Origin of the sequence: Streptomyces sp. NBC_00557 (assembly GCF_036345995.1) — a bacterium.
Taxonomy (GTDB): Bacteria; Actinomycetota; Actinomycetes; order Streptomycetales; family Streptomycetaceae; genus Streptomyces.
In genome coordinates this window covers 6,837,873-6,858,780 of record NZ_CP107796.1, presented here as the reverse complement: position 1 = coordinate 6,858,780, position 20,908 = coordinate 6,837,873, and the positions used below count along the sequence as shown (strand labels likewise).

Below are 20,908 nucleotides of genomic sequence, written 5' to 3'. Positions count from 1 at the left end.
CCCCGGGGCAGGCGCCGCGGTGGATTGCCGCTACAGCGCGAGCAGCTCCTTGGTCGTGATGGTGAGTAGCTCGGGTCCGCCGTCCGCCTCGGGGCGTACGACGAGCGTGTCATCGATCCGGACACCGCCCCGGCCCGGGAGGTGGACTCCCGGTTCGACGGTGACCGGCACGCAAGCGTCCAGTTTACCCATGGCCGCGGGGGCCAACTGCGGGTCCTCGTCGATTTCGAGTCCGACCCCGTGTCCGGTCAGCGGTGGCAGGGCTTCCGCATAGCCCGCGGAGTCCAGCACCTGGCGCGCGGCGCGGTCCACGTCGCGGTAGGCGGCGCCGGGCGCCAGGGACTCGCGTCCGGCGCGCTGCGCGGAGAAGACCAGGTCGTAGAGCTCGACCTGCCAGTCCGCGGGCGAGGTGCCGATCACGAAGGTGCGGCCGATCTCGCAGCGGTAGCCGCGGTAGGTCGCGCCCAGGCACACGGAGAGGAAGTCGCCCTCCTCCACCCGCCGGTCGGTGGGGCGGTGCCCGCGGCGGCCGGAGTTGGGTCCGGTGGCGACGGAGGTGGGGAAGGCCGGGCCGTCGGCGCCGTGGTCGACCAGGCGGCGCTCCAGCTCCAGCGCGAGGTGCCGTTCGGTGCGGCCGACCAGGATCGACTCCAGCAGCTCGCCGAGGGCCTGGTCGGCGATCTCGGCGCCGATGCGCAGGCAGGAGATCTCCTCCTCGTCCTTGACCACCCTGAGCTGCTCCACGGCCGCGCCGAGATCGGTGAGGCGCAGCGCCGGGACCGCCGCGGCGAGGGCTCTGTGGCGGGCCACGGTGAGGTGGTGCTCCTCGACGGCGAGGGAGTCGGCGTCCTGGCCCGCGGCGTGGGCGGCCGCCTCGACGGCGGGGTCGCCGTTGTTCGCCGGGAGGACGTGCAGGCGCAGGTTCTCGTCGGGCCGGCCCTCGTACGGCCGGTCCTCGGGCGGACCGGTGCACACCAGCAGGTCATCGCGCTTGCCCACCAGCAGGGCGGCGCCGTGCGGGGCCGTGCCCGCGAGGTAGCGCACGTTGGCGGGGCGGGTGACGAGCGCTGCCGCGGTGCCGGCCGCGGTGAAGTGGTCTCTCAGCCGGGATCGGCGGGTCGCGTACACCTCTGACATGAGATGAGCGTAGGAGTTTTGTGCGGATTATGCCGATTCGTGGGGGCCGAGTGGGGTTGCGGAGCAGGTGGGGGGCGGTGCCTGTGGATCGCCGGACGCGGGCGCGGAGGCGGTGCCCGCGCGCCCTGCGGCACGGCGGCTGCCCCCGCTCACCAGTTCGGGGGGCTCGCGATGGCCCTCGCCAGGACCTCGTCCAGGACCCTCGCCGTGCCCGGGACGTCCAGCTGGGAGTTGTCGATGATCGGCAGGCCCGAGCCGTACCAGCCGGCCATGCGGCCGTGGATGCGGGCGACCTCCTCGTCGGTGAGGCGGCGGTTGCCGGTGCGCTCCGCGTTGCGCTCCAGCACGACGTCCAGGCCGGGCAGGAGGACGACGGGCAGCAGGCCGGGGCCCACATGGCGTTTCCAGCCGCCGAGGCCGACGACCGGGCGGTCCGGGAAGACGGCGTCGTCCAGGATGCAGGAGATCCCGTTGGCGAGGAAGTTGCGGGCGGCGAAGCCGCAGGTGCGGCGGGCCAGGCGGTACTGGGCCTCGGAGTTGTCGTTCCAGCCGGACTGTGGGTCGGCGAAGCCGGAGCGGACCCATTCGCGGACGTCGTCCAGGCTGATGTGCGCGGTGGGCACCCGGCGGTGGTCCGCCCAGTACTTGGCGACGCTGGTCTTTCCGGCGCCGGCGGGGCCGATCAGCAGGACGGCCAGGGTGGTGGTCGCCGGGTCGGGGGCCGCGGCGGGCGCCGGGGGCACGCCGACCGGGCCGCCGGGCGGCAGCGGGACATGACCGGTGGTGTCGGGGGCCGGCTGTCCGGCGGCGGGCTGCGGGGCCGGAGGCTGGGGCAGCGGCCGCTGCGGGGGCGTCGGCGGGACGGCGCCCACCGGGGCCGGGAAGCCCGGCGGCGGGGGCACGGGGGCGGGCCCCTGGGGGACTCCCGGGTGCGGGCCCGGGTGGTGTGCGGCCGAGGCCCAGCGGGCGTGCGGCCCCTGCCCCGGCTCGTGGGGCGGCGGCAGCGGAGACCCCACTGCGTGCTGCATCCGTGGCCACTCCGTCTCGTCGTCTCGCGGCTCGTTCGTGCTGGCAGCAGGGCCGGGCCCTGCTGCCTACCGAACGGTACCGTCCCCCGCCGTCGTCTGGTGAAACGGCCGAGGGCGGCCCGAAGTGCCCGTTCCGCAAAGGAAGTCGAGACCCCGCCTCGAGCGGAGGCGGCAGCCGGGGGCTTACCGGCCCACTTCGCCGTACGCGGCGAGCAGCACGGCCGGGTCCGGCCCCTCCAGGACCGTCGGCTTGGCCAGGCCGTCGAGGACGATGAAGCGCAGCAGGTCGCCACGCGACTTCTTGTCGATCCTCATCGCCTCCAGCAGCTTGGGCCACTGGTCGTAGCGGTAGTGCAGCGGCAGGCCGACGGCCTCCAGGACCGTGCGGTGCCGGTCCGCCGTCGCGTCGTCCAACCGGCCCGCCAGTCGGCCCAGTTCGGCCGCGAAGTGCATGCCGACCGCGACGGCCGCGCCGTGCCGCCACTTGTAGCGCTCGTTCTTCTCGATGGCGTGGCCCAGCGTGTGGCCGTAGTTGAGGATCTCGCGCAGACCCGACTCCTTCAGGTCCGAGGAGACGACATCCGCCTTCACCCGGATCGAGCGCTCGATCAGCTCGGCCGTGTGCGGGCCGGCCGGGGTCCGCGCCGCCTCGGGGTCCGACTCGATCAGGTCGAGGATCACCGGGTCGGCGATGAAGCCGGCCTTGATGACCTCGGCGAGCCCGGAGACGTAGTCGTTGACCGGGAGGGAGTCCAGCGCGGCCAGGTCACACAGGACGCCGGCCGGCGGGTGGAAGGCGCCGACGAGGTTCTTGCCCTCGGCGGTGTTGATGCCGGTCTTGCCGCCGACGGCCGCGTCCACCATGGCCAGCACGGTCGTCGGAATGGCGATCCAGCGCACCCCGCGCAGCCAGGTCGCCGCGACGAAACCGGCGAGGTCGGTGGTGGCCCCGCCGCCCACGCCGACGACGACGTCGGAGCGGGTGAAGCCCGACTGGCCGAGCGCCTTCCAGCAGTAGGCGGCGACCTCGGCGGTCTTGGCCTCCTCGGCGTTGGGCACCTGGATGGCGATCGCCTCGAAGCCCTGCTCGGCCAGGTCCGCGCGGAGCGCGTCACCGGTCTCGGCCAGCGCCTCCGGGTGGATCACCGCGACCCGCTTGGCCTTGCCGCCGATCAGGTCGGCCAGCTCGCCGAGGAGTTGGCGTCCGACCAGCACCTCGTAGGGGTCGGTGCCCGCGGTGCCGGCGACCTGGATGCGGGTGACTGCCTCGCTCATGCTTCTTTCAACTCCAGTGCGTCCAGCGCTGCTTGGGTGACCTCTTCGGGGGTGCGGCCGTCCGTCGCGACGACGGCGGTGGCGACCTCCTCGTACAGGTGCCGCCTGGCCTCCATCAGCTCGCGCCACTGCTTGCGCGGGTTGACCGCGAGCAGCGGCCGGGCCACGTTGAGGCCGGTGCGCTTGACGGCCTCCTCCACGTCCATCGAGAGGTAGAGCACCCGGTGCGCGGCGAGCAGGGCGCGGGTGTCGGCGTCGAGGACCGCCCCGCCGCCGAGCGCGAGGACGCCCTCGTGCTCGGCGAGCGCGGTGTGCACGGCCCGCTTCTCGAGGGCGCGGAAAGCGGGCTCCCCCTCGTCGACGAAGATCTCGGCGATGGTGCGGCCCTCGGCGGCGACGATGTCCTCGTCGGTGTCCCGGTAGCCGAGTCCGAGGCGCTCGGCGAGCAGCCGGCCCACGGTGGACTTGCCGACGCCCATCGGGCCGACGAGTACGACGGCGGGCACGGCGCTCACCGGATCCGCAGGTTGTCGAGGTAGGAGCGCACGTTGCGGCGGGTCTCGGCCACCGAGTCGCCGCCGAACTTCTCGGCGACCGCGTCCGCGAGCACCAGCGCGACCATCGCCTCGGCGACGATGCCGGCGGCCGGCACGGCGGAGACGTCGGAGCGCTGGTGGTGGGCCTGCGCCTCCTCGCCGGTGGTGACGTCCACGGTCCGCAGGGCGCGCGGCACGGTCGCGATCGGCTTCATCGCGGCCCGCACCCGCAGCAGCTCTCCGGTGGACAGGCCGCCCTCGGTGCCGCCGGCGCGGCCGGAGACGCGCTTGATGCCCTCGGGGGTGTTCACGATCTCGTCGTGCGCCTTCGAGCCCGGCACCCGGGCCAGCTCGAAGCCGTCACCGATCTCGACGCCCTTGATCGCCTGGATGCCCATGAGGGCGCCGGCGAGCCGGGCGTCCAGCTTGCGGTCCCAGTGCACGTGCGAGCCGAGGCCGACCGGGACGCCGTACGCCAGCACCTCGACCACGCCGCCGAGGGTGTCGCCGTCCTTGTGGGCCTGGTCGACCTCCGCGACCATCGCCTTCGAGGTGTCCGCGTCCAGGCAGCGCAGCGGGTCGGCGTCCAGCCTCTCGACGTCGGCCGGGGTGGGGTACACGCCCTGCGGGGCCTTCACCGAGCACAGCTCGACGACGTGCGAGACGATCTCGATGCCCGTGGTCTCCTTCAGGTAGGAGCGGGCGACCGCGCCGAGCGCCACCCGGGCCGCGGTCTCGCGGGCTGAGGCGCGCTCCAGGACCGGGCGGGCCTCGTCGAAGCCGTACTTCTGCATGCCGGCGAGGTCGGCGTGGCCGGGGCGCGGGCGGGTCAGCGGGGCGTTGCGGGCGAGCCCGGCGAGGATCTCCGGATCCACCGGGTCGGCCGCCATGACCTGCTCCCACTTGGGCCACTCGGTGTTGCCCACCATGATCGCGACCGGGGAGCCGAGGGTGAGACCGTGCCGGACGCCGCCCAGGAAGGTGACCTCGTCCTGCTCGAACTTCATCCGGGCACCGCGGCCATAGCCGAGCCGCCGCCGCGCCAGGTGGTCCGCCACCATCTCCGTGGTGATCGGCACGCCGGCGGGAAGGCCCTCCAGCGTCGCGACAAGTGCCGGACCGTGGGACTCCCCCGCGGTCAGCCAACGCAGCCTGCTCAACGGTGCTCCTCCGTGTTCGCGCCCGGTACTGCCCGGCGTACGCGCGTCCTCGCGTACGGCGACGGCGTGACCGGGTGCGCGACCCCGGCCCGCCACCTTCCGATCCTCCCACGTCCGGGGCCGGAAACCGGCCACAGGTCCACAAGGCGGACGCGCGGGCGGCGGGTCAGCGGGCGGCGAGCGCCTGCTCGCCGGCCCGGCGCATGGCGTCCAGAGGGGCCGGGGAGCGTCCGGTCATCCGCTCGACCTGCAGCACGGCCTGGTGGACCAGCAGGTCGAGGCCGCTGACCACGGCTCCGCCGAACATGGACCAGCGGGCCGCCAGCTCGGTGGGCCAGGGCTCGTAGAGCACGTCGAAGAGGGCGGCGGGCCGCTCGGGCACGGCGGCGGCGAGGGCGTCGGTGGAGCCGGCGGGCGTGGTGGCGATCACCAGCGGGGCGCGCAGCGCCTGCGCGGCGTCCGCCCAGTCGGCCGTACGGACGTCCACGTCGAGCCGTTCGCCCCACCGGCGCATCTCGGCGGCGCGGGCCTCGCTGCGGACGTAGGCGACGACCTCGCCGGTACAGATCCGGGAGAGGGCGGCGAGGGCGGAGGAGGCGGTGGCGCCGGCGCCGAGGATCGCGGCGGAGCCGACCTGCTCGATGCCGTGCTCGCGCAGCGCGGCCACCATGCCCGGGATGTCGGTGTTGTCGCCGAGCCGGCGGCCGTCCTCGGTGAAGACGACGGTGTTGACCGCGTCGACGGAGGAGGCCGTCTCGCTGATCTCGTCCAGCAGCGGGATCACCGCCCGCTTCAGCGGCATGGTCAGCGACAGGCCCGCCCACTCGGGCCCCAGCTCCCGCAGGAAGCCGGGCAGCCCGGCCTCGTCCACCTCGAAGCGGTCGTACGACCATCCGGTGAGCCCCAGCTCCTCGTACGCGGCCCGGTGCAGCACCGGCGAGAGGGAGTGGGCGATGGGCTTGCCGAGTACGGCGGCCCGGCGGGCGTCAGTTGCCCGAGCTGGCATTGAACTTGTCCTTGAGTTGCTTGAATTCGGCGTAGGTCTTGGCGAATTCGGTGTTGTTCACGCCGTCGGTCGCCACGAAATAGATCCAGCCGTCGTGGGTCGGATTCAGTGCCGCCTTGAGCGCGTCCTCGCCGGGGTTGCCGATCGGACCGGGCGGAAGTCCCTTGTGCGTGTACGTGTTGTACGGGCTCTGGTCGCTGTTGATCGCCTTCTCGGAGATGTGGATGTTGCTGGTGCCCTTGGCGTAGTTGTAGGTCGAGTCGAACTGCAGGTACTGGTTCGTCTCGGTGTTGGTGGGCTTGAGGCGGTTGTAGACGACCTCGGCCATCTTGCGGAAGTCGTCGCGCGTCTTGCCCTCGGCCTGCACCAGGCTGGCGACGGTGACCAGCTGGAACGCGTTGTCGAGACCCAGTGACCGGGCCTTGGAGGCGAGGCCGTAGGAGTCGTACTTCGACGTGGCCTGGGCGACCATCTGCTTGAGGATGTTGTCCGGCTTCATGCCCTTGGCGGCCGCGTAGGTGCCCGGGAAGAGGAACCCCTCCAGGGGATCTTTTATGGAGCCGGCGTACTGGGTGTTCCGGGCCCAGGACGGCAGGCCGAAGCTCTTGTATTCCTTCTCGGCGAGTTTCCGGGTGGTGCCGTCGGCGAGTTGGAGTTTCTTGTCGATGTCCTCGTAGACACCCGCGTTGCGCTCACCCGGTCGCACCAGGACGAAGCTGTGGCTCTTCGGATCCAGCATCAGCCGCACGGCGCTGGCGGCGGACATCTCCTTGTTCAGGACATAGGCGCCCGCCTGGATCGTGCCGGCGCCCGGAGCCTCGCTCTGTGCGTGGACGAAGGCCCCGGCGCTCTTGACGACCCCGGCGTCCTTGAGCAGGCGGCCGATGTCCCAGCCGCCTGCACCCTTCGGGATCTCGACCGTCACCTTCTGGGCGATGCCGTCGCCCTGGTAGTCGGGAGCCGGGGCGAAACGGTTCTGGTAGAACCTGTAGCCGAAGTAGCCGACGGTGCCGACGCCTCCGCCGAGGACAAGGACCACGACCAGGCAGGCGCAGCCGTTGCGACTCTTCCTGCCCTTCTTGCCCTGTTTGTCTCCCTTGCCGCGCCGCTCACGGCGGCTCTGGAGCTCGTACTCCTCGTCATCCTCGTCGTCGCCTCCCGCGAAGAAGGCGTGGTCCTCCTCCTCGGGCGCGGCCTCTGGGCCCGGTTCGGCCTCGGGGCCGGTGCGGCCGGGCGGTTGCGGCGGAGGGTAGGACTCCTCGGCGCCGTAGTAGTCGGGCTCCTGCCCGTCATGGGGTATGTGCTGCCGGCCGTACGGGTCGCCCGCATCCGCGCCGTACGGCATCTGGCCGTGGCCGCCGGACGCGTCCCAGCCGCCCTGCTGCGGGTACGGCTGCTGGGCGTGGCCGGGGTACTGCTGCTGTCCCTGTTCGTCGTAGTACGGGTACTGCTCGTGCCCGTAGCCGGGCTGGGGCTGCTGGTTCCAGTCGTCGTACTGCGGCTGCTGCGGGTAGTACTGCTCGGGGTGCTGCGGGTAGTGCTGCTGCGGCTGCTGCGGGTAGTGCTGCTCCGGCCGGTCGCCGTAGGCAGGCTGATGGCCGCCGGGGGCCTGCTGCCCTTCCCATCCGCCGTCCCCGTACAACGGGTCCTGCGGATGCCACGGTTGGGGGCCTGGGCCCCGGCCATACTCAGTCATCGATCCCCTAGAGCCGCGAGGCCGACCGGTCACGTGGCCGGCCGGCCCGCTTCCGTTCCGCCTCTTGCTGTGCGCCCGCTGTTCGAACACCGGCACATCGCGCGGAACGTTACCGTATCGCGATCAGGTGACCACTTCGACGCCCTCGCCGGGTGCTTTACCTGACACGCGTTCGGATTCCAAGGCCTGTTGGAGGATGATGACCGCCGCCGCCTGGTCGATGACCGAGCGGCCCTTCTTCGATCTCACGCCCGAGGCGCGCAGTCCCTGACTGGCGGTGACCGTCGTCATCCGCTCGTCGACCAGGCGCACCGGCACCGGCGCGACGCCGTTGGCCAGTTCCTGGGCGAAGGCGCGGACCTTGGCGGCGGCCGGGCCCTCGCCCCCCTTGAGGGAACGAGGGAGCCCGACGACGACCTCGATCGGCTCGTACTCCTCCACCAGTTGCCGCAGCCGGCGGTGGGCGGCGGGAACGTCCCGGCCGGGGACCGTCTCCACCGGGGTGGCGAGGATCCCGTCGGGGTCGCACGAGGCGACCCCGATCCGGGCGTCCCCGACGTCGATCGCGAGCCGACGCCCTCTGCGCATGTCCGACCGTTTCCTTACGTGCCCGTTTACTTGGCGGTGTCGGCGACCAGGCGCTCGACGGCGTCCACGGCCTCGCCGACCGCGGCCGGGTTCTGGCCGCCGCCCTGGGCCACGTCCGGCTTGCCGCCACCGCCGCCGCCGAGGGTCTTGGCGGCGGCACGGACCAGGTCACCGGCCTTGAGACCGCGCTCGCGGGCGGCCTCGTTGGTGGCGATGACGGTCAGCGGCTTGCCGTTGTTGACCGTGAAGAGCGCGACCACGGCGGCCCGGCCGCCCTGGATGCGGCCGCGTACGTCGAGGACCAGCTTGCGCAGGTCGTCCGGCGTGGTGCCGTCCGGCACCTGACCGGTGACCAGTGCGACGCCCCTGACGTCCTTGGCGGACTCGGCGAGACCGGCGGCGGCCTGGAGCACCTTCTCGGCGCGGAACTTCTCGATCTCCTTCTCGGCGTCCTTCAGCTTGCCGAGCATCGAGGAGACCTTCTCCGGCAGCTCCTCCGGGCGCCCCTTGAGCAGCTCGGTCAGCTGGTTGACCACCGTGTGCTCGCGGGCGAGGAAGTGGTAGGCGTCCACGCCGACCAGGGCCTCGATACGGCGCACACCCGAGCCGATGGAGGACTCGCCGAGCAGCTTGACCAGGCCCAGCTGGGCGGTGTTGTGCACGTGGGTGCCGCCGCACAGCTCCTTGGAGAAGTCGCCGATGGTCACGACGCGGACCCGCTCGCCGTACTTCTCGCCGAACTCGGCGATGGCGCCCTGCTTCTTGGCCTCGTCGATCCCCATGATCTCGGCGTGCACGTCCAGGTCGCGGGCGAGCACCTCGTTGATCTTCTGCTCGACGTCGGTCATCACCGTCTGCGGCACGGCGGACGGGGAGCCGAAGTCGAAGCGGAAGCGGCCGGGCTGGTTCTCGGAACCGGCCTGGGCGGCCGTCGGGCCGAGGGCGTCGCGCAGGGCCTGGTGGGTCAGGTGGGTGGCCGAGTGGGCACGGGCGATGGCCTTGCGGCGGCGGGCGTCGATGGAGGCGTGGGCCTTGGCGCCGACGGTCACCTCGCCGACCTGGACGACGCCCTTGTGGACGTACACGCCCGGCACCGGCTTCTGGCAGTCGCGGACCTCGATCACGGCGCCCGAGTCCACCTTGATCCGGCCGGTGTCGCCGATCTGGCCGCCGCCCTCGGCGTAGAACGGGGTGCGGTCGAGGACGACCTCGACCTCGTCGCCCTCGGTGGCGGCCGGCGAGGAGACGCCGTCCACGAGCAGGCCGACGATCGTGGACTCGCCCTCGGTGTCGGTGTACCCGATGAAGTCGGTCGCGCCGGCCGTGTCGGCGATCTCGCGGTAGGCGCCCATGTCGGCGTGCCCGGTCTTCTTGGCCTGGGCGTCGGCCTTGGCGCGCTCCCGCTGCTCCTTCATCAGGCGGCGGAAGCCCTCCTCGTCCACGGACAGCCCCTGCTCGGCGGCCATCTCCAGGGTGAGGTCGATCGGGAAGCCCCAGGTGTCGTGGAGCAGGAAGGCCTTCTCGCCGGACAGGACCGTGCCACCGGACTGCTTGGTCTCGGTGACGGCGGTGTCGAGGATGTTGGTGCCGGCCTTCAGCGTCTTGAGGAAGGCGTTCTCCTCGGCGAGGGCGACCTTCTCGATGCGCTCGCGGTCGGTGATCAGCTCGGGGTACTGCCGGCCCATCATGCCGATCACGGTGTCGATGAGGTCCTTGACGACCGGGCCGGTGGCGCCGAGCAGGCGCATGTTGCGGATGGCGCGGCGCATGATGCGGCGCAGGACGTAGCCGCGGCCCTCGTTGCCGGGGGTGACGCCGTCGCCGATGAGCATGGTGGCGGTGCGCATGTGGTCGGTGACCACGCGCAGGGACACGTCCGAGTCGTGGGCGTCGCCGTAGCGGACGCCGGTCAGCTCGGTGGCCTTGTCGATGACGGCCATGGAGGTGTCGATCTCGTACATGTTCTGCACGCCCTGCAGAATCATGGCGAGCCGCTCCAGCCCGAGGCCGGTGTCGATGTTCTTGCTCGGCAGGTCCCCGAGGATCTCGAAGTTGTCCTTGCCGGTGCCCTCGCCGCGCTCGTACTGCATGAAGACGAGGTTCCAGATCTCCACGTACCGCTCGTCGTTGACGGCGGGGCCGCCCTCGGCGCCGAACTCGGGGCCGCGGTCGTAGTTGATCTCGGAGCAGGGGCCGCAGGGGCCGGGCACGCCCATGGACCAGAAGTTGTCCTTCATGCCCAGGCGCTGGATGCGCTCCATGGGCACGCCGACGACCTCGTGCCAGATGCGCTCGGCCTCGTCGTCGTCCTTGTAGACGGTGATCCAGAGCTTCTCCGGCTCCAGGCCGTAACCGCCCTTGGCCTGGGGCGTGGTGAGCAGCTCCCAGGCGAGCTTGATGGCGCCTTCCTTGAAGTAGTCGCCGAAGGAGAAGTTGCCGCACATCTGGAAGAACGTGCCGTGCCGCGTGGTCTTGCCGACCTCTTCGATGTCGGGCGTGCGCACGCACTTCTGCACGCTGGTGGCGCGCGGGAACGGCGGCTTGACCTCACCCAGGAAGTAGGGCTTGAAGGGCACCATGCCGGCGGGGACGAGGAGCAGAGTCGGGTCGTCCGCGATGAGCGACGCCGAAGGGACGACGGTGTGCCCGCGCTCCTCGAAGAAGCTCAGCCAGCGGCGGCGAATCTCGGCCGACTCCATCAGTGGTCCTCATTCCGGTTGTACGAGTGCATCGGGGCTTCGATGTACTTCGGTGTGCTGCGGTTGTCGCTGTCGTTCTCGATGGCGGCGTAGCGGCGGGGCGAGGGCAGTTCGGGGTTCGCGTGGATCCCCAGGGCCTCCTCCAGCTCGGCTTCCCGCTGTGCCATGTTGTCGCGGACGTCGAGCGCGAAGCCCACCGCGCGGTCCTTGAGCCGCTGACCGGTCTCCAGGGCCTTGTTCGCCGCGGTCGCGGCGAGGCTCTCCGGGGTCAGCTGCCTCAGCTTGCGGTTGACCTTGGTGGTGGCCCACACACCGGCGGCGACACCGGTGGTGAACCAGAACGTACGGCGGAACATCGCTCGGTCTCAGTCCTTACTTCCGCTTGCGTCGCGCGGCAGGGACCGTCCGGCCCACGATCACGGTACGCCGGGGCGCCTTCGCGGGCACGTCCTCCTTGCGTCCGCCGAGCGCCCGGCGGACGCCGTAGCCGAAGGCCGCGACCTTGACCAGCGGGCCGCCGAAGGTGGAGGCGACCGTGGTCGACAGCGCGGAGGCGTTGGAGGTGACCTCCTGGACGTCCGAGGCGATCGCGTCGACGCGGTCGATCTGGGTCTGCGCGGACCGCACCGCCTGGGAGGCGTCGGCGAGCAGCGGGACGGCCTGGTCGGTCACGTCCGCCACCAGCTTGGTGGTCGCCTTGAGCGTCTGGGCCAGCCTCGCGAGAGCCACCGCGAGGAAGGAGACCAGGATCGCCCAGAAGACGGCCACCAGGATCCCGGCCACCTCTCCACCGGACACTGTGCGCACCCGCTCCCTGAAACGTGCCTCACCATCGAAAAAGTCGAGTCCGAGCCTATCGCGCCGGGGCCTGGGCTCCGTACCGGATTACCGGGCGGCGGGGACGGAGTTGCGGAAAGCGATTGTACGCCCTGCACACGGTTCAGTACGCTCCGTGTCCCATGCGAGGTCCTCAGCGCGCGGATCCCCTCTCCGACGGCGATCCGCCCCTCGAACTGACCACCTTCGTCGGGCGCTCGGCCGAGCTGGCCGGGCTGGCGGACGCGCTCGCCGGGGCGCGGCTGGTCACCGTGACCGGGGTCGGCGGGGTCGGCAAGTCCCGGCTGGCCGCGCAGGTCGCCGCCGGGTGGGAGTCCGTCTCCGGACGGGTGGAGCTGGCCCCGGTGCGTGATCCGCAGTTCGTGGAGTACGCGGTGGTGGAGGCGCTGGGCCTGACCGACCACACCTCGCGGTCGCCCCGGCAGATCCTGCTGGAGCATCTCGCCGGCCGGCCGGTCCTGCTGGTGCTGGACGGGTTCGAGCATCTGGCGGACGCCTGCGCCGAGTTGGCGGCGGAGTTGCTGCGGAAGCTGCCGGACCTGCGCGTGCTGGGCGTGGGCCGGCGTCCGCTGGGGCTGGCGGGCGAGCGGCTGTTCCCGCTGGCGCCGCTGGGCGAGGACGACGCGGTGCGGCTGTTCACGGACCGGGCGCGGGAGCAGGGGCTGGAGGTCGCCGACGGCCCCGCGGTGCGGGAGCTGTGCCGGCGTCTGGAGGGGATCCCGCTGGCGCTGGAGCTGGCCGCCGGACGGCTGCGGGCGCTGTCCCCGGAACAGCTGCTGCAGCGGCTGGACGACCGGTTCCGGCTGCTGACGGCGGGCTCCGGCCCGGCGTCCGTGCCCGGCGGGCCTCCGGCGCGCCACCAGACGCTGCGCACGGCGATCGGCTGGAGCCATGAGCTGTGCACGCCGGCCGAGCGGCTGCTGTGGGCCCGTCTTTCGGTGTTCGCGCAGACCTTCGACCTGGAGGCGGCCGAGTACGTGTGCAGCGGGGACGGGCTGCCCGCCGAGGACGTCCTGGACGTACTGTCGGAGCTGGTGTGCCAGTCGGTGGTGACCCGCGAGGAGAGCCCGGCCGGGCCCCGCTACCGGATGCTGGACACGGTCCGGGCCTACGGCGCCGAGTGGCTGGAGGCCGTCGGGGACGCGGGCCGGCTGCGCAGGCGGCACCGGGACTGGTACCTGGGGCTGGCGACCTGGTGCGAGCTGGACTGGTTCTCGCCCCGGCAGGGTGAGGTCGCCGCGCGCGTCGAGGCGGAGCTGCCCAATCTGCGGGCCGCCCTGGAGTTCTGTCTGACCGAGCCGGACGAGGCCCACCTCGGGCAGTACCTGGCGGGGTCGCTGTGGTTCTGCTGGGTCGGCTGCGGACGGCTCGCGGAGGGCCGCCGCTGGCTGACCCGCAGCGTGGAACTGGAGTCGGGCTACGAGCAGTCGCGGCTGAAGGCGCTGTGGGTGCTCGGGTACGTGGCGATCCTCCAGGGCGACACCGTGCTCGCGCTGGCGGCGCTGCGGGAGTGCCGGGAGCAGGCCGAGCGGGTCGCGGACGCCACGGCGGTGGCGTACGCCGAGCACCGCACCGGCTGTCTGGCGCTGGTCAGTGATGACATGGCCCGCGCGGAGACCCTGCTGCGGTCGGCGCTCGCGCGCTATCACGAGATCGGCGAACTCAACAGCAATGTGCTGATGGGCCAGGTGGAGCTGGCGATGGCACGGGCCTTCCAGGGCGACCTCGCGGACGCGGTCCGGCTGTGCGAGGACGCGCGCCGGGTGTGCGAGGACCACGGGGAGCGCTGGGCCCGCTCCTACGCGCTGTACGTGCTGGCGTACGCGGCCTGGCGGGACGGTGCCCAGGACAGGGCGCGGGAACTGCTCGGGGAGTGCCTGCGCAACGCGCACGCCTTCCACGACCTGCTCGGCTCCGTGCTGGCGCTGGAGCTGCTGGCGCTGGTGACGGCGACGCAGGGCGAGCCGGCCGAGGCCGCGCGGCTCCAGGGCGCGGCGGGCCGGATGTGGCCGTCGGTGGGGCTGCCGCTGTTCGGCTCGGCGCACTACAACGCCCCGCACGAACACTGCGAGGCGCTCGCACGGCAAGCGCTGGGGGACGCGCGGTACGACGAGTGCGTACGGGAGGGGGCCCGGCTGGAGCGCGCGGAGGCCGTGGCCCGTGCGCTGCAGCGGGGTGCGGTACGGCCGCTGGGGGCGCTGCCGGCCCCGCGGGGAGCGGCGCCGCCGGACAGGGCGCCCCGAAGGGGCACGGGGCCGCGGCACGACGCGGCTCCGACGCGGGGCGCGCCGAGTCCCCGCCGGCCCGCGCCCTGAGAGCGGCCGTCCTTCCGGCGGTGGGCACGGCGCGCACCGCCGGAAGGCCGCCCCATGCGAAAACCCGCCGCCTCCCTCGCCCGGAGGGCGGGGAGACGGCGGGCTGCGGTGTTACGCGGTCGCCTGGGTCAGCGGGCGTAGTACTCGACGACGAGCTGCTCGTCGCAGATCACCGGGATCTCCTTGCGGTTCGGCTCGCGGTCCAGGCGGAACGCCAGGGCCTTGAGGTTCACCTGCAGGTAGCGCGGGGTCTCACCCTCGGGGGCGAAGCCACCCTCGCGGGCGATCTGGAAGAGCGTCTTGTCCTTGGAGCGGTCGCGGACCTGCACGACGTCGTCCGGACGGACACGGAAGGACGGCTTGTCGACCTTCTGGCCGTTGACCTGGATGTGGCCGTGGACGACCATCTGACGGGCCTGGTAGATGGTGCGGGCGATGCCCGAACGCAGGACCAGGGCGTCGAGACGGCGCTCGAGCTCCACGATCAGGGCCTCACCGGTCTTGCCCTGGACCTTGGCCGCACGCTCGTAGGCGCGGACCAGCTGGCGCTCGGAGATGTCGTACTGCGCGCGCAGACGCTGCTTCTCCAGCAGACGGACCTTGTAGTCCGAGTTCTGCTTGCGGCCGCGGCCGTGCTCACCCGGCGGGTAGGGGCGGGCCTCGAAGTACTTGACGGCCTTCGGGGTCAGTGCGATGCCGAGGGCACGCGACTTCTTGACCTTCGGGCGGGACTGGTTCGCCACTGTCTCAATCTCTTTCGTAGTGTTCGGCTCGTCAGTGTTGAGGGAGGTCGCATCCGCAGCCGGGGAAACCCGCCGGGTCCGCTGGGACCTGCCGGGCAGCCGCTCCCCTGGTCTGGGCACATACGTGCAGCACGCGAGTGGCCCACCGACCGTCCCGGGATTCCGAGGGGTGGTGGGCTGCCCGCGACACCGTTCGACGGTGCGCGACGCTCCTGGAACCGCGCGTCCTGACGGCCGTGGGTTCCGGCTGGGTGTCCCGCTCTGACTGCACGGGACTCAGCACTTCGGGCAAGTCTACAGGGCGCTCAGGACCGCCTGCGACCGAGGTGCTTGCGGGTCCACTCCACCGCGTCCGCGTACCGCGCCTCGGCGCCGTGCCGGCCCGGGGTGTAGTACTCGCGGTCCTTCAGGGCGTCCGGGGCGTACTGCTGCTCGGCGATGCCCTCGGGCAGGTCGTGCGGGTAGACGTAGCCCTGCGCGTGGCCGAGTTTCGCCGCGCCCTTGTAGTGCCCGTCGCGCAGATGGGGCGGCACCGGGCCGGCCAGGCCCTTGCGTACGTCCTCCAGGGCGGCGCCGATCGCGGTCGTCGCCGAGTTGGACTTCGGGGCGAGCGCGAGGGCGATGGTGGCGTGGCTGAGGGTGAGGGCCGCCTCGGGGAAGCCGATCATGGCGACGGCCTGGGCGGCGGCGACCGCGAGGGGCAGCGCGTGCGGGTCGGCCAGGCCGATGTCCTCGCTCGCGGAGATCATCAGGCGCCGGGCGATGAAGCGGGGGTCCTCGCCGGCCTCGATCATGCGGGCCAGGTAGTGCAGGGCCGCGTCCACGTCGGAGCCCCGGATGGACTTGATCAGGGCGCTGGCGACGTCGTAGTGCTGGTCGCCGTCGCGGTCGTACTTCACTGCCGCCCGGTCGACCGTCTGCTCCAGCGTCTCCAGGCTGATCTCGCTCTCGCCCTTGTCCAGGGCGGCTCCGGCGGCGGCCTCCAGGGCGGTGAGGGCCCGGCGGGCGTCGCCGCCGGCGATGCGGAGCAGGTGCGCCTCGGTGTCCTCGGGGAGGCCGACGGCGCTCTTCAGACCGCGCTCGTCGGTCAGCGCGCGCCTGAGCAGGCCGCGGATGTCGTCGTCGGTGAGGGGTTCGAGGGTGAGCAGGAGGGAGCGGGAGAGCAGCGGCGAGATCACCGAGAAGTACGGGTTCTCGGTGGTGGCCGCGATGAGGGTGACCCAGCGGTTCTCCACCGCGGGCAGGAGGGAGTCCTGCTGGGCCTTGCTGAAACGGTGGATCTCGTCCAGGAAGAGGACGGTCTCCTTGCCGAAGCCGCCGGTGGCGCGGCGGGCCCCGTCGATGACCGCGCGGACCTCCTTGACGCCGGCGGTGATCGCGGACAGCTCCACGAACCGCTTGTTCGTCGTTTTGGAGACCACGTACGCCAGCGTGGTCTTGCCGGTGCCGGGCGGGCCCCAGAGGATCACCGAGGACGGTCCTGCCGGTCCCACCCGGCTCCCGCCACCGCCCTTGCCGGAGGGGCCTGCGGCCCCGCCCCTCTGGTCCGAGCCCTCGCCGACCAGCCGGCGCAGCGGGGAGCCGGGCTTCAGAAGATGCTGCTGGCCCACCACCTCGTCCAGCGTGCGCGGGCGCATCCGTACCGCCAGGGGGCTCGCGGCCGGGTCCTTCTCCTGGCGTTCTTCTGCTGCGGCGGTGAACAGGTCGGGTTCCACGCTGAAACCCTAAATCACGGCACTGACAACGCCGCCCGGCCCGGTCAGGCCCAGAGCTGGCTGCCCCACCGGGTCAGGATCAGCATGGCGATGATGCCGCAGTGCGTGACCGGCACCACCCAGGTGAACTCGCCGAAGAACGACTTCAGCCAGCGCGGTGCGGGCAGGAAGTCGTTGCGGACGTTGAACGAGGTGACGTACCAGAACATGGTGATCGTGGCGACCCAGGCCAGCGAGCACCACAGGCACAGCGCGTTGATCCGGTACAGGGACTGGAACTGCAGCCAGGTGCAGAACGCGACGCCGAACAGCGTGCCGAAGTTGAAGGTCAGCCAGTACCAGCGCGGGAAGCGGGCGCGGGCGAGCAGGCTCATGCCGACGCAGACGACGATGCCGTAGCAGACCAGGCCGAGCCAGGGGTTCGGGAAGCCGAAGGCCGCCGCCTGCTTGCTCTCCATGACGCTGCCGCAGGACACGATCGGGTTGACGCTGCACCCCGGCGTGAACGTCTTCCCGGCGAGCTTCGCCTCGAGGATCTTGTTCTTGTCGAGCGTGATGACCCAGGCGGCCAGCAGTCCGGCCGCTCCGGTGATCACGAGCAGCAGGGCGAAGGCACGGCTGCCGCCCACCGTGCGCGGGCCGTCGGCGGCGCGCTCGGGACCCGACTCCGTGGAGACGTCGTTGACTGTCGTCTTGCTCATCACGCCGATTCCGTCACTTGAGAGCTGGACCATCTTCGGGCATGGCTCATTGTGCCGCACGCACGTGTGCGGGCACCGTTCGAAGCACATAAGGACGTACGCACGGCAGGCACGGAGCGTTCGGTTCCGGCCGCTGATCGAGCCGTGCGGGGCCGTCACCGGCGTCCGTCCTCGCACGGGCCCGGCGACGGCCACGCGCGCGTGGAGATCCTGTGGGAAATCGTCCTCCAGGAGGAATCGACGCCCGCGGAGTTGACGGCCACCCGGAGGGCGGACCACGGGAGGGCGCCGGGTCCGCGGCGCCCTCCCGTACCGCTCGGCTAGCCGAGCCGGGACTCCAGTTCCGCCACGATCTCGTTCACGCCGATCGCCGTCTGCTCGCCGGAGTCCATGTCCTTGAGCTGGACGACGCCCTCGGCGAGATCGCGCTCGCCGGCCACGATCGTGTACCGGGCGCCGCTGCGGTTGGCGTTCTTCATGGCGCCCTTCAGGCCCTTGCCGCCGTAACTGAAGTCCGCGGCGATGCCGACCTTGCGCAGCTCGGTGACCTTGGCGAACAGCACGCGGCGGGCCTCCTCGCCGAGCGGGACGGCGTAGACCGACGTGGCGGACGGCAGGTCCAGCTCCACGCCCTCCGCCTCCAGGGCGAGGACCGTGCGGTCGACGCCGAGGGCCCAGCCGACCGACGGCAGCGCGGGGCCGCCGATCATCTCGGACAGGCCGTCGTAGCGGCCACCGCCGCCGACCGCGGACTGCGAGCCCAGCCCGTCGTGCACGAACTCGAAGGTGGTGCGGGTGTAGTAGTCCAGACCGCGCACCAGCTTCGGGTCGTCCTCGAAGGCCACGCCCGCCGCCGTGATCAGCTCGCGGACCTCCTCGTGGTACGCCTTGCAGGCGTCGCACAGGTAGTCGCGCAGCAGCGGGGCGCCGGTGAGCTGCTTCTGCACCGACTCACGCTTGTCGTCCAGCACCCGCAGGGGGTTGATGTCGACGCGGCGCCGGGTGTCCTCGTCGAGGTCCAGGCCGCGCAGGAAGTCCTGCAGCGCGGTCCGGTACACCGGCCGGCACTCCTTGTCGCCCAGGCTGTTCAGCAGGATCCGGAACCGGCTGAGGCCCAGAGAGCGGTACGCCTGGTCGGCCAGGATGATCAGCTCGGCGTCGAGCGCCGGGTCCTCCGCGCCGATCGCCTCGGCGCCGACCTGGGAGAAGTGGCGGTAGCGGCCCTTCTGCGGCTTCTCGTAGCGGTAGTACGAGCCCGAGTACCACAGCTTGACCGGGAGGTTGCCCGCCTTGTGCAGGTTGGCCTCCAGGGCCGCGCGCAGCACGGAGGCGGTGCCCTCGGGGCGCAGGGCGAGCTTGTCGCCGCCCTTGGTCTCGAAGGCGTACATCTCCTTGGTCACGATGTCGGTGGACTCGCCGACCCCGCGCGCGAACAGCTCGGCGTTCTCGAAGCCGGGCGTCTCGATGTAGCCGTAGCCGGAGTTGCGCAACGGAGCGGCGATCGCCTCGCGGACCGCCAGGTACTTGGCCGAGTCCGGCGGCAGCAGGTCATAGGTGCCCTTGGGGGCCTGGAAGGTACTCACGAAAGGCTCTCTCGTCACATTCCTCGTCGGGGAGCGGTGCTCGCGTCCGCTCCCTGGCCGGCCGCCACCTGCCGCAGATAGGGGTTGGTGGCGCGCTCCTGGCCGATGGTCGTCTGGGGGCCGTGGCCGGACAGCACCACGGTGGAGTCGTCGAGCGGCAGGCACACGCGGGCCAGCGACTCGAGCATGTCCGCCATGGATCCGCCCGGCAGATCGGTGCGTCCGATGGAGCCGGCGAACAGCAGATCCCCGGAGAAGAACACCGACGGAATGTCGGCGGTCTCGGGCATCCGGAAGGTCACCGACCCCTTGGTATGGCCCGGCGCGTGCGCGACGGAGAACTCCAGGCCGGCCAGGTCGAGGGTGGTGCCGTTCGCCAGCTCGCGGACGTCGTCCGGCTCCCCGACGGTCAGCTCGCCCATCAGCGGCATGCCGATGGACCGGCCGAGCGCCTTCTCGGGGTCGCTCATCATGTACCGGTCCTCGGGGTGGATCCAGGCCGGTACGTCGTGCGCGCCGCAGACCGGGACGACCGAGGCCACGTGATCGATGTGCCCGTGGGTGAGGACGACGGCGACGGGCTTGAGCCGATGCTTCCTCAGTGCTTCCTCGACGCCTTCGGCAGCCTGGTGGCCGGGGTCGATGATCACGCACTCCTCACCGGCGGCGGGGGCGACGAGATAACAGTTCGTCCCCCAGGCCCCGGCGGGGAACCCGGCAATGAGCACGATCGTCCTTCGTTGTGTCGATACGGGTGACCACAAGCTGTGGTCCAGAGCCTACCGGCGCTGCCGTTTCCTCAGCTAACCCATATACGGTACGTGGCTACACACAGCGGTCGGCTCACGAGCACGCACGCGTACCGGTCGGCACACACGCATCGACACGCATGAGGAGAGAAACCGGTGGTCAGCCAGGAGCAGCGGCGGCGTCAGCTCGCCCGGGAGAAGTTCTTGCGGCAGCAGCAGCGGCGCACCCAGGCGCGCCGCAAGGCCCGCGTGCGCAACTCCGTGATCGCGTCGGTACTGGGCATCGTCGTCATCGGAAGTGTCGTGCTGTACACGACCGATGTGCTCAAGGGCGGCGACGACAAGAAGACCAACACCGCCGCGGACGTCACGCCCAGCGCCTCGCCGACCAGCAAGGCCCCGGACCCGTGCGCGAAGCCGGCGGCCGGCTCGGCGAAGAAGCTGAGCTGGAAGAAGGAGCCGGCGATGACGATCGACACGTCGGCGAAGTACACGATGAAGCTCGCCACGACGTGCGGTGACATCGACATCGCGCTGAAGGCGGCGGCGGCCCCGCACACGGTGAACTCGTTCAACTTCCTGGCGGGCCAGGGCTTCTTCGACCACACCAAGTGCCACCGCCTGACCACGGACGCGATCTTCGTGCTGCAGTGCGGCGACCCGCAGGGCACCGGCATGGGCGGGCCGGGCTACACGCTCCCGGACGAGAACCTGAAGGACAAGAGCCTGAAGGGCAACACCTACCCGGCGGGCACGGTGGCGATGGCCAACACCGGCCAGAAGCACACCGGCGGCAGCCAGTTCTTCCTGGTCTACAAGAAGAGCCCGCTGCCGCCCAGCTACACGCCGTTCGGCACGGTGTCGCCGGCCGGCATGAAGGTGCTCGAGAAGATCGCCGCCGCCGGCGCCCAGCCGGCCGATCCCACCTCCGGCAACACCGCTCCCAACGCGACCGTGGTGATCAACAAGGCGACGGTGACGAAGTCCTGACCGCAATGACGGCCAAGGACGGTCAACTGCGGAATTTCGGTCGCGCTGGATGCGGACAGGCAACCCGCTGGTCGCCTATGTTGGCCGTGACGAAACTGTGGACGATGCCCCGGGGCGCTGAGGCCCTGCGCAGGCATCATGTGGAGGAGG

Annotated in this window: 18 protein-coding genes; 2 read left to right on the top strand and 16 right to left on the bottom strand. The window is 71.6% G+C overall.

The genetic code is table 11. From position 1 onward, the window contains the following. Positions 1 to 30: 30 nt before the first annotated feature. The 11 genes from OG956_RS30265 to OG956_RS30215 all read right to left on the bottom strand — a co-directional run bounded on the left by OG956_RS30265 (position 31) and on the right by OG956_RS30215 (position 11,932). Complete coding sequence (locus tag OG956_RS30265; protein WP_330341173.1) at positions 31 to 1,137, bottom strand: aminopeptidase P family protein; 1,107 nt, start codon at positions 1,135 to 1,137, stop codon at positions 31 to 33. A gap of 149 nt (positions 1,138 to 1,286) precedes the next feature. Further along, complete coding sequence (locus OG956_RS30260; protein WP_330341172.1) at positions 1,287 to 2,165, bottom strand: Pro-rich N-terminal domain-containing protein; 879 nt, start codon at positions 2,163 to 2,165, stop codon at positions 1,287 to 1,289. Positions 2,166 to 2,348: 183 nt separating this feature from the next. Continuing rightward, the gene (aroB, locus tag OG956_RS30255) at positions 2,349 to 3,440 is read right to left on the bottom strand and encodes a 3-dehydroquinate synthase (protein ID WP_330341171.1); all 1,092 of its coding nucleotides are present in this window, start codon (positions 3,438 to 3,440) and stop codon (positions 2,349 to 2,351) included. Continuing rightward, positions 3,437 to 3,919: a shikimate kinase gene (locus OG956_RS30250; RefSeq protein WP_330342989.1), complete on the bottom strand. Its 483-nt coding sequence runs from the start codon at positions 3,917 to 3,919 to the stop codon at positions 3,437 to 3,439. Before OG956_RS30250 ends, aroB begins: the two co-directional genes overlap by 4 nt. Positions 3,920 to 3,951: 32 nt before the next feature. Then, positions 3,952 to 5,136, bottom strand: coding sequence for a chorismate synthase (aroC, locus tag OG956_RS30245; RefSeq protein WP_330341170.1), 1,185 nt, complete (start codon positions 5,134 to 5,136; stop codon positions 3,952 to 3,954). Between the two features lie 166 nt (positions 5,137 to 5,302). Further along, positions 5,303 to 6,142, bottom strand: coding sequence for a shikimate dehydrogenase (locus OG956_RS30240; protein ID WP_330341169.1), 840 nt, complete (start codon positions 6,140 to 6,142; stop codon positions 5,303 to 5,305). Further along, positions 6,123 to 7,784 carry an endolytic transglycosylase MltG gene (mltG, locus tag OG956_RS30235; protein ID WP_443065625.1) on the bottom strand — a complete coding sequence of 554 codons (1,662 nt, stop codon included), beginning with the start codon at positions 7,782 to 7,784 and terminating at the stop codon, positions 6,123 to 6,125. Before mltG ends, OG956_RS30240 begins: the two co-directional genes overlap by 20 nt. A gap of 177 nt (positions 7,785 to 7,961) precedes the next feature. Then, entirely contained in the window at positions 7,962 to 8,426 is a 465-nt protein-coding gene (ruvX, locus tag OG956_RS30230; protein ID WP_330341167.1) for a Holliday junction resolvase RuvX, read from the bottom strand. 26 nt (positions 8,427 to 8,452) lie between these two features. Then, the gene (gene alaS / locus OG956_RS30225) at positions 8,453 to 11,125 is read right to left on the bottom strand and encodes an alanine--tRNA ligase (protein WP_330341166.1); all 2,673 of its coding nucleotides are present in this window, start codon (positions 11,123 to 11,125) and stop codon (positions 8,453 to 8,455) included. Further along, positions 11,125 to 11,481, bottom strand: coding sequence for a hypothetical protein (locus OG956_RS30220; RefSeq protein ID WP_330341165.1), 357 nt, complete (start codon positions 11,479 to 11,481; stop codon positions 11,125 to 11,127). Before OG956_RS30220 ends, alaS begins: the two co-directional genes overlap by 1 nt. A gap of 16 nt (positions 11,482 to 11,497) precedes the next feature. Further along, positions 11,498 to 11,932 (bottom strand): DUF948 domain-containing protein, encoded by a 435-nt coding sequence (locus OG956_RS30215; protein WP_209438828.1) that lies wholly within the window; start codon positions 11,930 to 11,932, stop codon positions 11,498 to 11,500. A 152-nt stretch (positions 11,933 to 12,084) separates the two neighbouring features. Here OG956_RS30215 and OG956_RS30210 point away from each other — a divergent pair, with 152 nt between their 5' ends. Then, a complete protein-coding gene (locus OG956_RS30210) occupies positions 12,085 to 14,277 on the top strand; it encodes an ATP-binding protein (RefSeq protein WP_330341164.1) in 2,193 nt (730 codons plus the stop codon). 128 nt (positions 14,278 to 14,405) lie between these two features. Here OG956_RS30210 and rpsD read toward each other — a convergent pair whose 3' ends face one another. From rpsD to OG956_RS30185, 5 genes are all read right to left on the bottom strand, one after another. Then, positions 14,406 to 15,020, bottom strand: coding sequence for a 30S ribosomal protein S4 (rpsD, locus tag OG956_RS30205; RefSeq protein ID WP_330341163.1), 615 nt, complete (start codon positions 15,018 to 15,020; stop codon positions 14,406 to 14,408). Between the two features lie 305 nt (positions 15,021 to 15,325). Further along, the gene (locus OG956_RS30200) at positions 15,326 to 16,735 is read right to left on the bottom strand and encodes a replication-associated recombination protein A (RefSeq protein ID WP_330341162.1); all 1,410 of its coding nucleotides are present in this window, start codon (positions 16,733 to 16,735) and stop codon (positions 15,326 to 15,328) included. Between the two features lie 44 nt (positions 16,736 to 16,779). Next, on the bottom strand, positions 16,780 to 17,436 hold the full coding sequence (locus tag OG956_RS30195) for a vitamin K epoxide reductase family protein (RefSeq protein WP_330341161.1): 657 nt from the start codon (positions 17,434 to 17,436) through the stop codon (positions 16,780 to 16,782). A gap of 320 nt (positions 17,437 to 17,756) precedes the next feature. Next, positions 17,757 to 19,019 carry a histidine--tRNA ligase gene (gene hisS, locus OG956_RS30190; protein ID WP_330341160.1) on the bottom strand — a complete coding sequence of 421 codons (1,263 nt, stop codon included), beginning with the start codon at positions 19,017 to 19,019 and terminating at the stop codon, positions 17,757 to 17,759. A 14-nt stretch (positions 19,020 to 19,033) separates the two neighbouring features. After that, positions 19,034 to 19,747 carry an MBL fold metallo-hydrolase gene (locus tag OG956_RS30185; protein WP_330341159.1) on the bottom strand — a complete coding sequence of 238 codons (714 nt, stop codon included), beginning with the start codon at positions 19,745 to 19,747 and terminating at the stop codon, positions 19,034 to 19,036. A gap of 177 nt (positions 19,748 to 19,924) precedes the next feature. On the opposite strand from OG956_RS30185, the gene OG956_RS30180 reads away from it, so the two are divergent. Then, positions 19,925 to 20,758 carry a peptidylprolyl isomerase gene (locus tag OG956_RS30180; RefSeq protein ID WP_330341158.1) on the top strand — a complete coding sequence of 278 codons (834 nt, stop codon included), beginning with the start codon at positions 19,925 to 19,927 and terminating at the stop codon, positions 20,756 to 20,758. Positions 20,759 to 20,908: the final 150 nt, after the last annotated feature.

Excerpts from the sequence above, each read along its gene's own strand:
- OG956_RS30220 (WP_330341165.1), bottom strand. The coding sequence starts at position 11,481 with ATGTTCCGCCGTACGTTCTGGTTCACCACCGGTGTCGCCGCCGGTGTG.
- OG956_RS30265 (WP_330341173.1), bottom strand. The coding sequence starts at position 1,137 with ATGTCAGAGGTGTACGCGACCCGCCGATCCCGGCTGAGAGACCACTTC.
- OG956_RS30250 (WP_330342989.1), bottom strand. The coding sequence starts at position 3,919 with ATGGGCGTCGGCAAGTCCACCGTGGGCCGGCTGCTCGCCGAGCGCCTC.
- OG956_RS30260 (WP_330341172.1), bottom strand. The coding sequence starts at position 2,165 with ATGCAGCACGCAGTGGGGTCTCCGCTGCCGCCGCCCCACGAGCCGGGG.
- OG956_RS30210 (WP_330341164.1), top strand. The coding sequence starts at position 12,085 with ATGCGAGGTCCTCAGCGCGCGGATCCCCTCTCCGACGGCGATCCGCCC.
- aroB (WP_330341171.1), bottom strand. The coding sequence starts at position 3,440 with ATGAGCGAGGCAGTCACCCGCATCCAGGTCGCCGGCACCGCGGGCACC.
- OG956_RS30195 (WP_330341161.1), bottom strand. The coding sequence starts at position 17,436 with ATGAGCAAGACGACAGTCAACGACGTCTCCACGGAGTCGGGTCCCGAG.
- alaS (WP_330341166.1), bottom strand. The coding sequence starts at position 11,125 with ATGGAGTCGGCCGAGATTCGCCGCCGCTGGCTGAGCTTCTTCGAGGAG.
- ruvX (WP_330341167.1), bottom strand. The coding sequence starts at position 8,426 with ATGCGCAGAGGGCGTCGGCTCGCGATCGACGTCGGGGACGCCCGGATC.
- OG956_RS30240 (WP_330341169.1), bottom strand. The coding sequence starts at position 6,142 with ATGCCAGCTCGGGCAACTGACGCCCGCCGGGCCGCCGTACTCGGCAAG.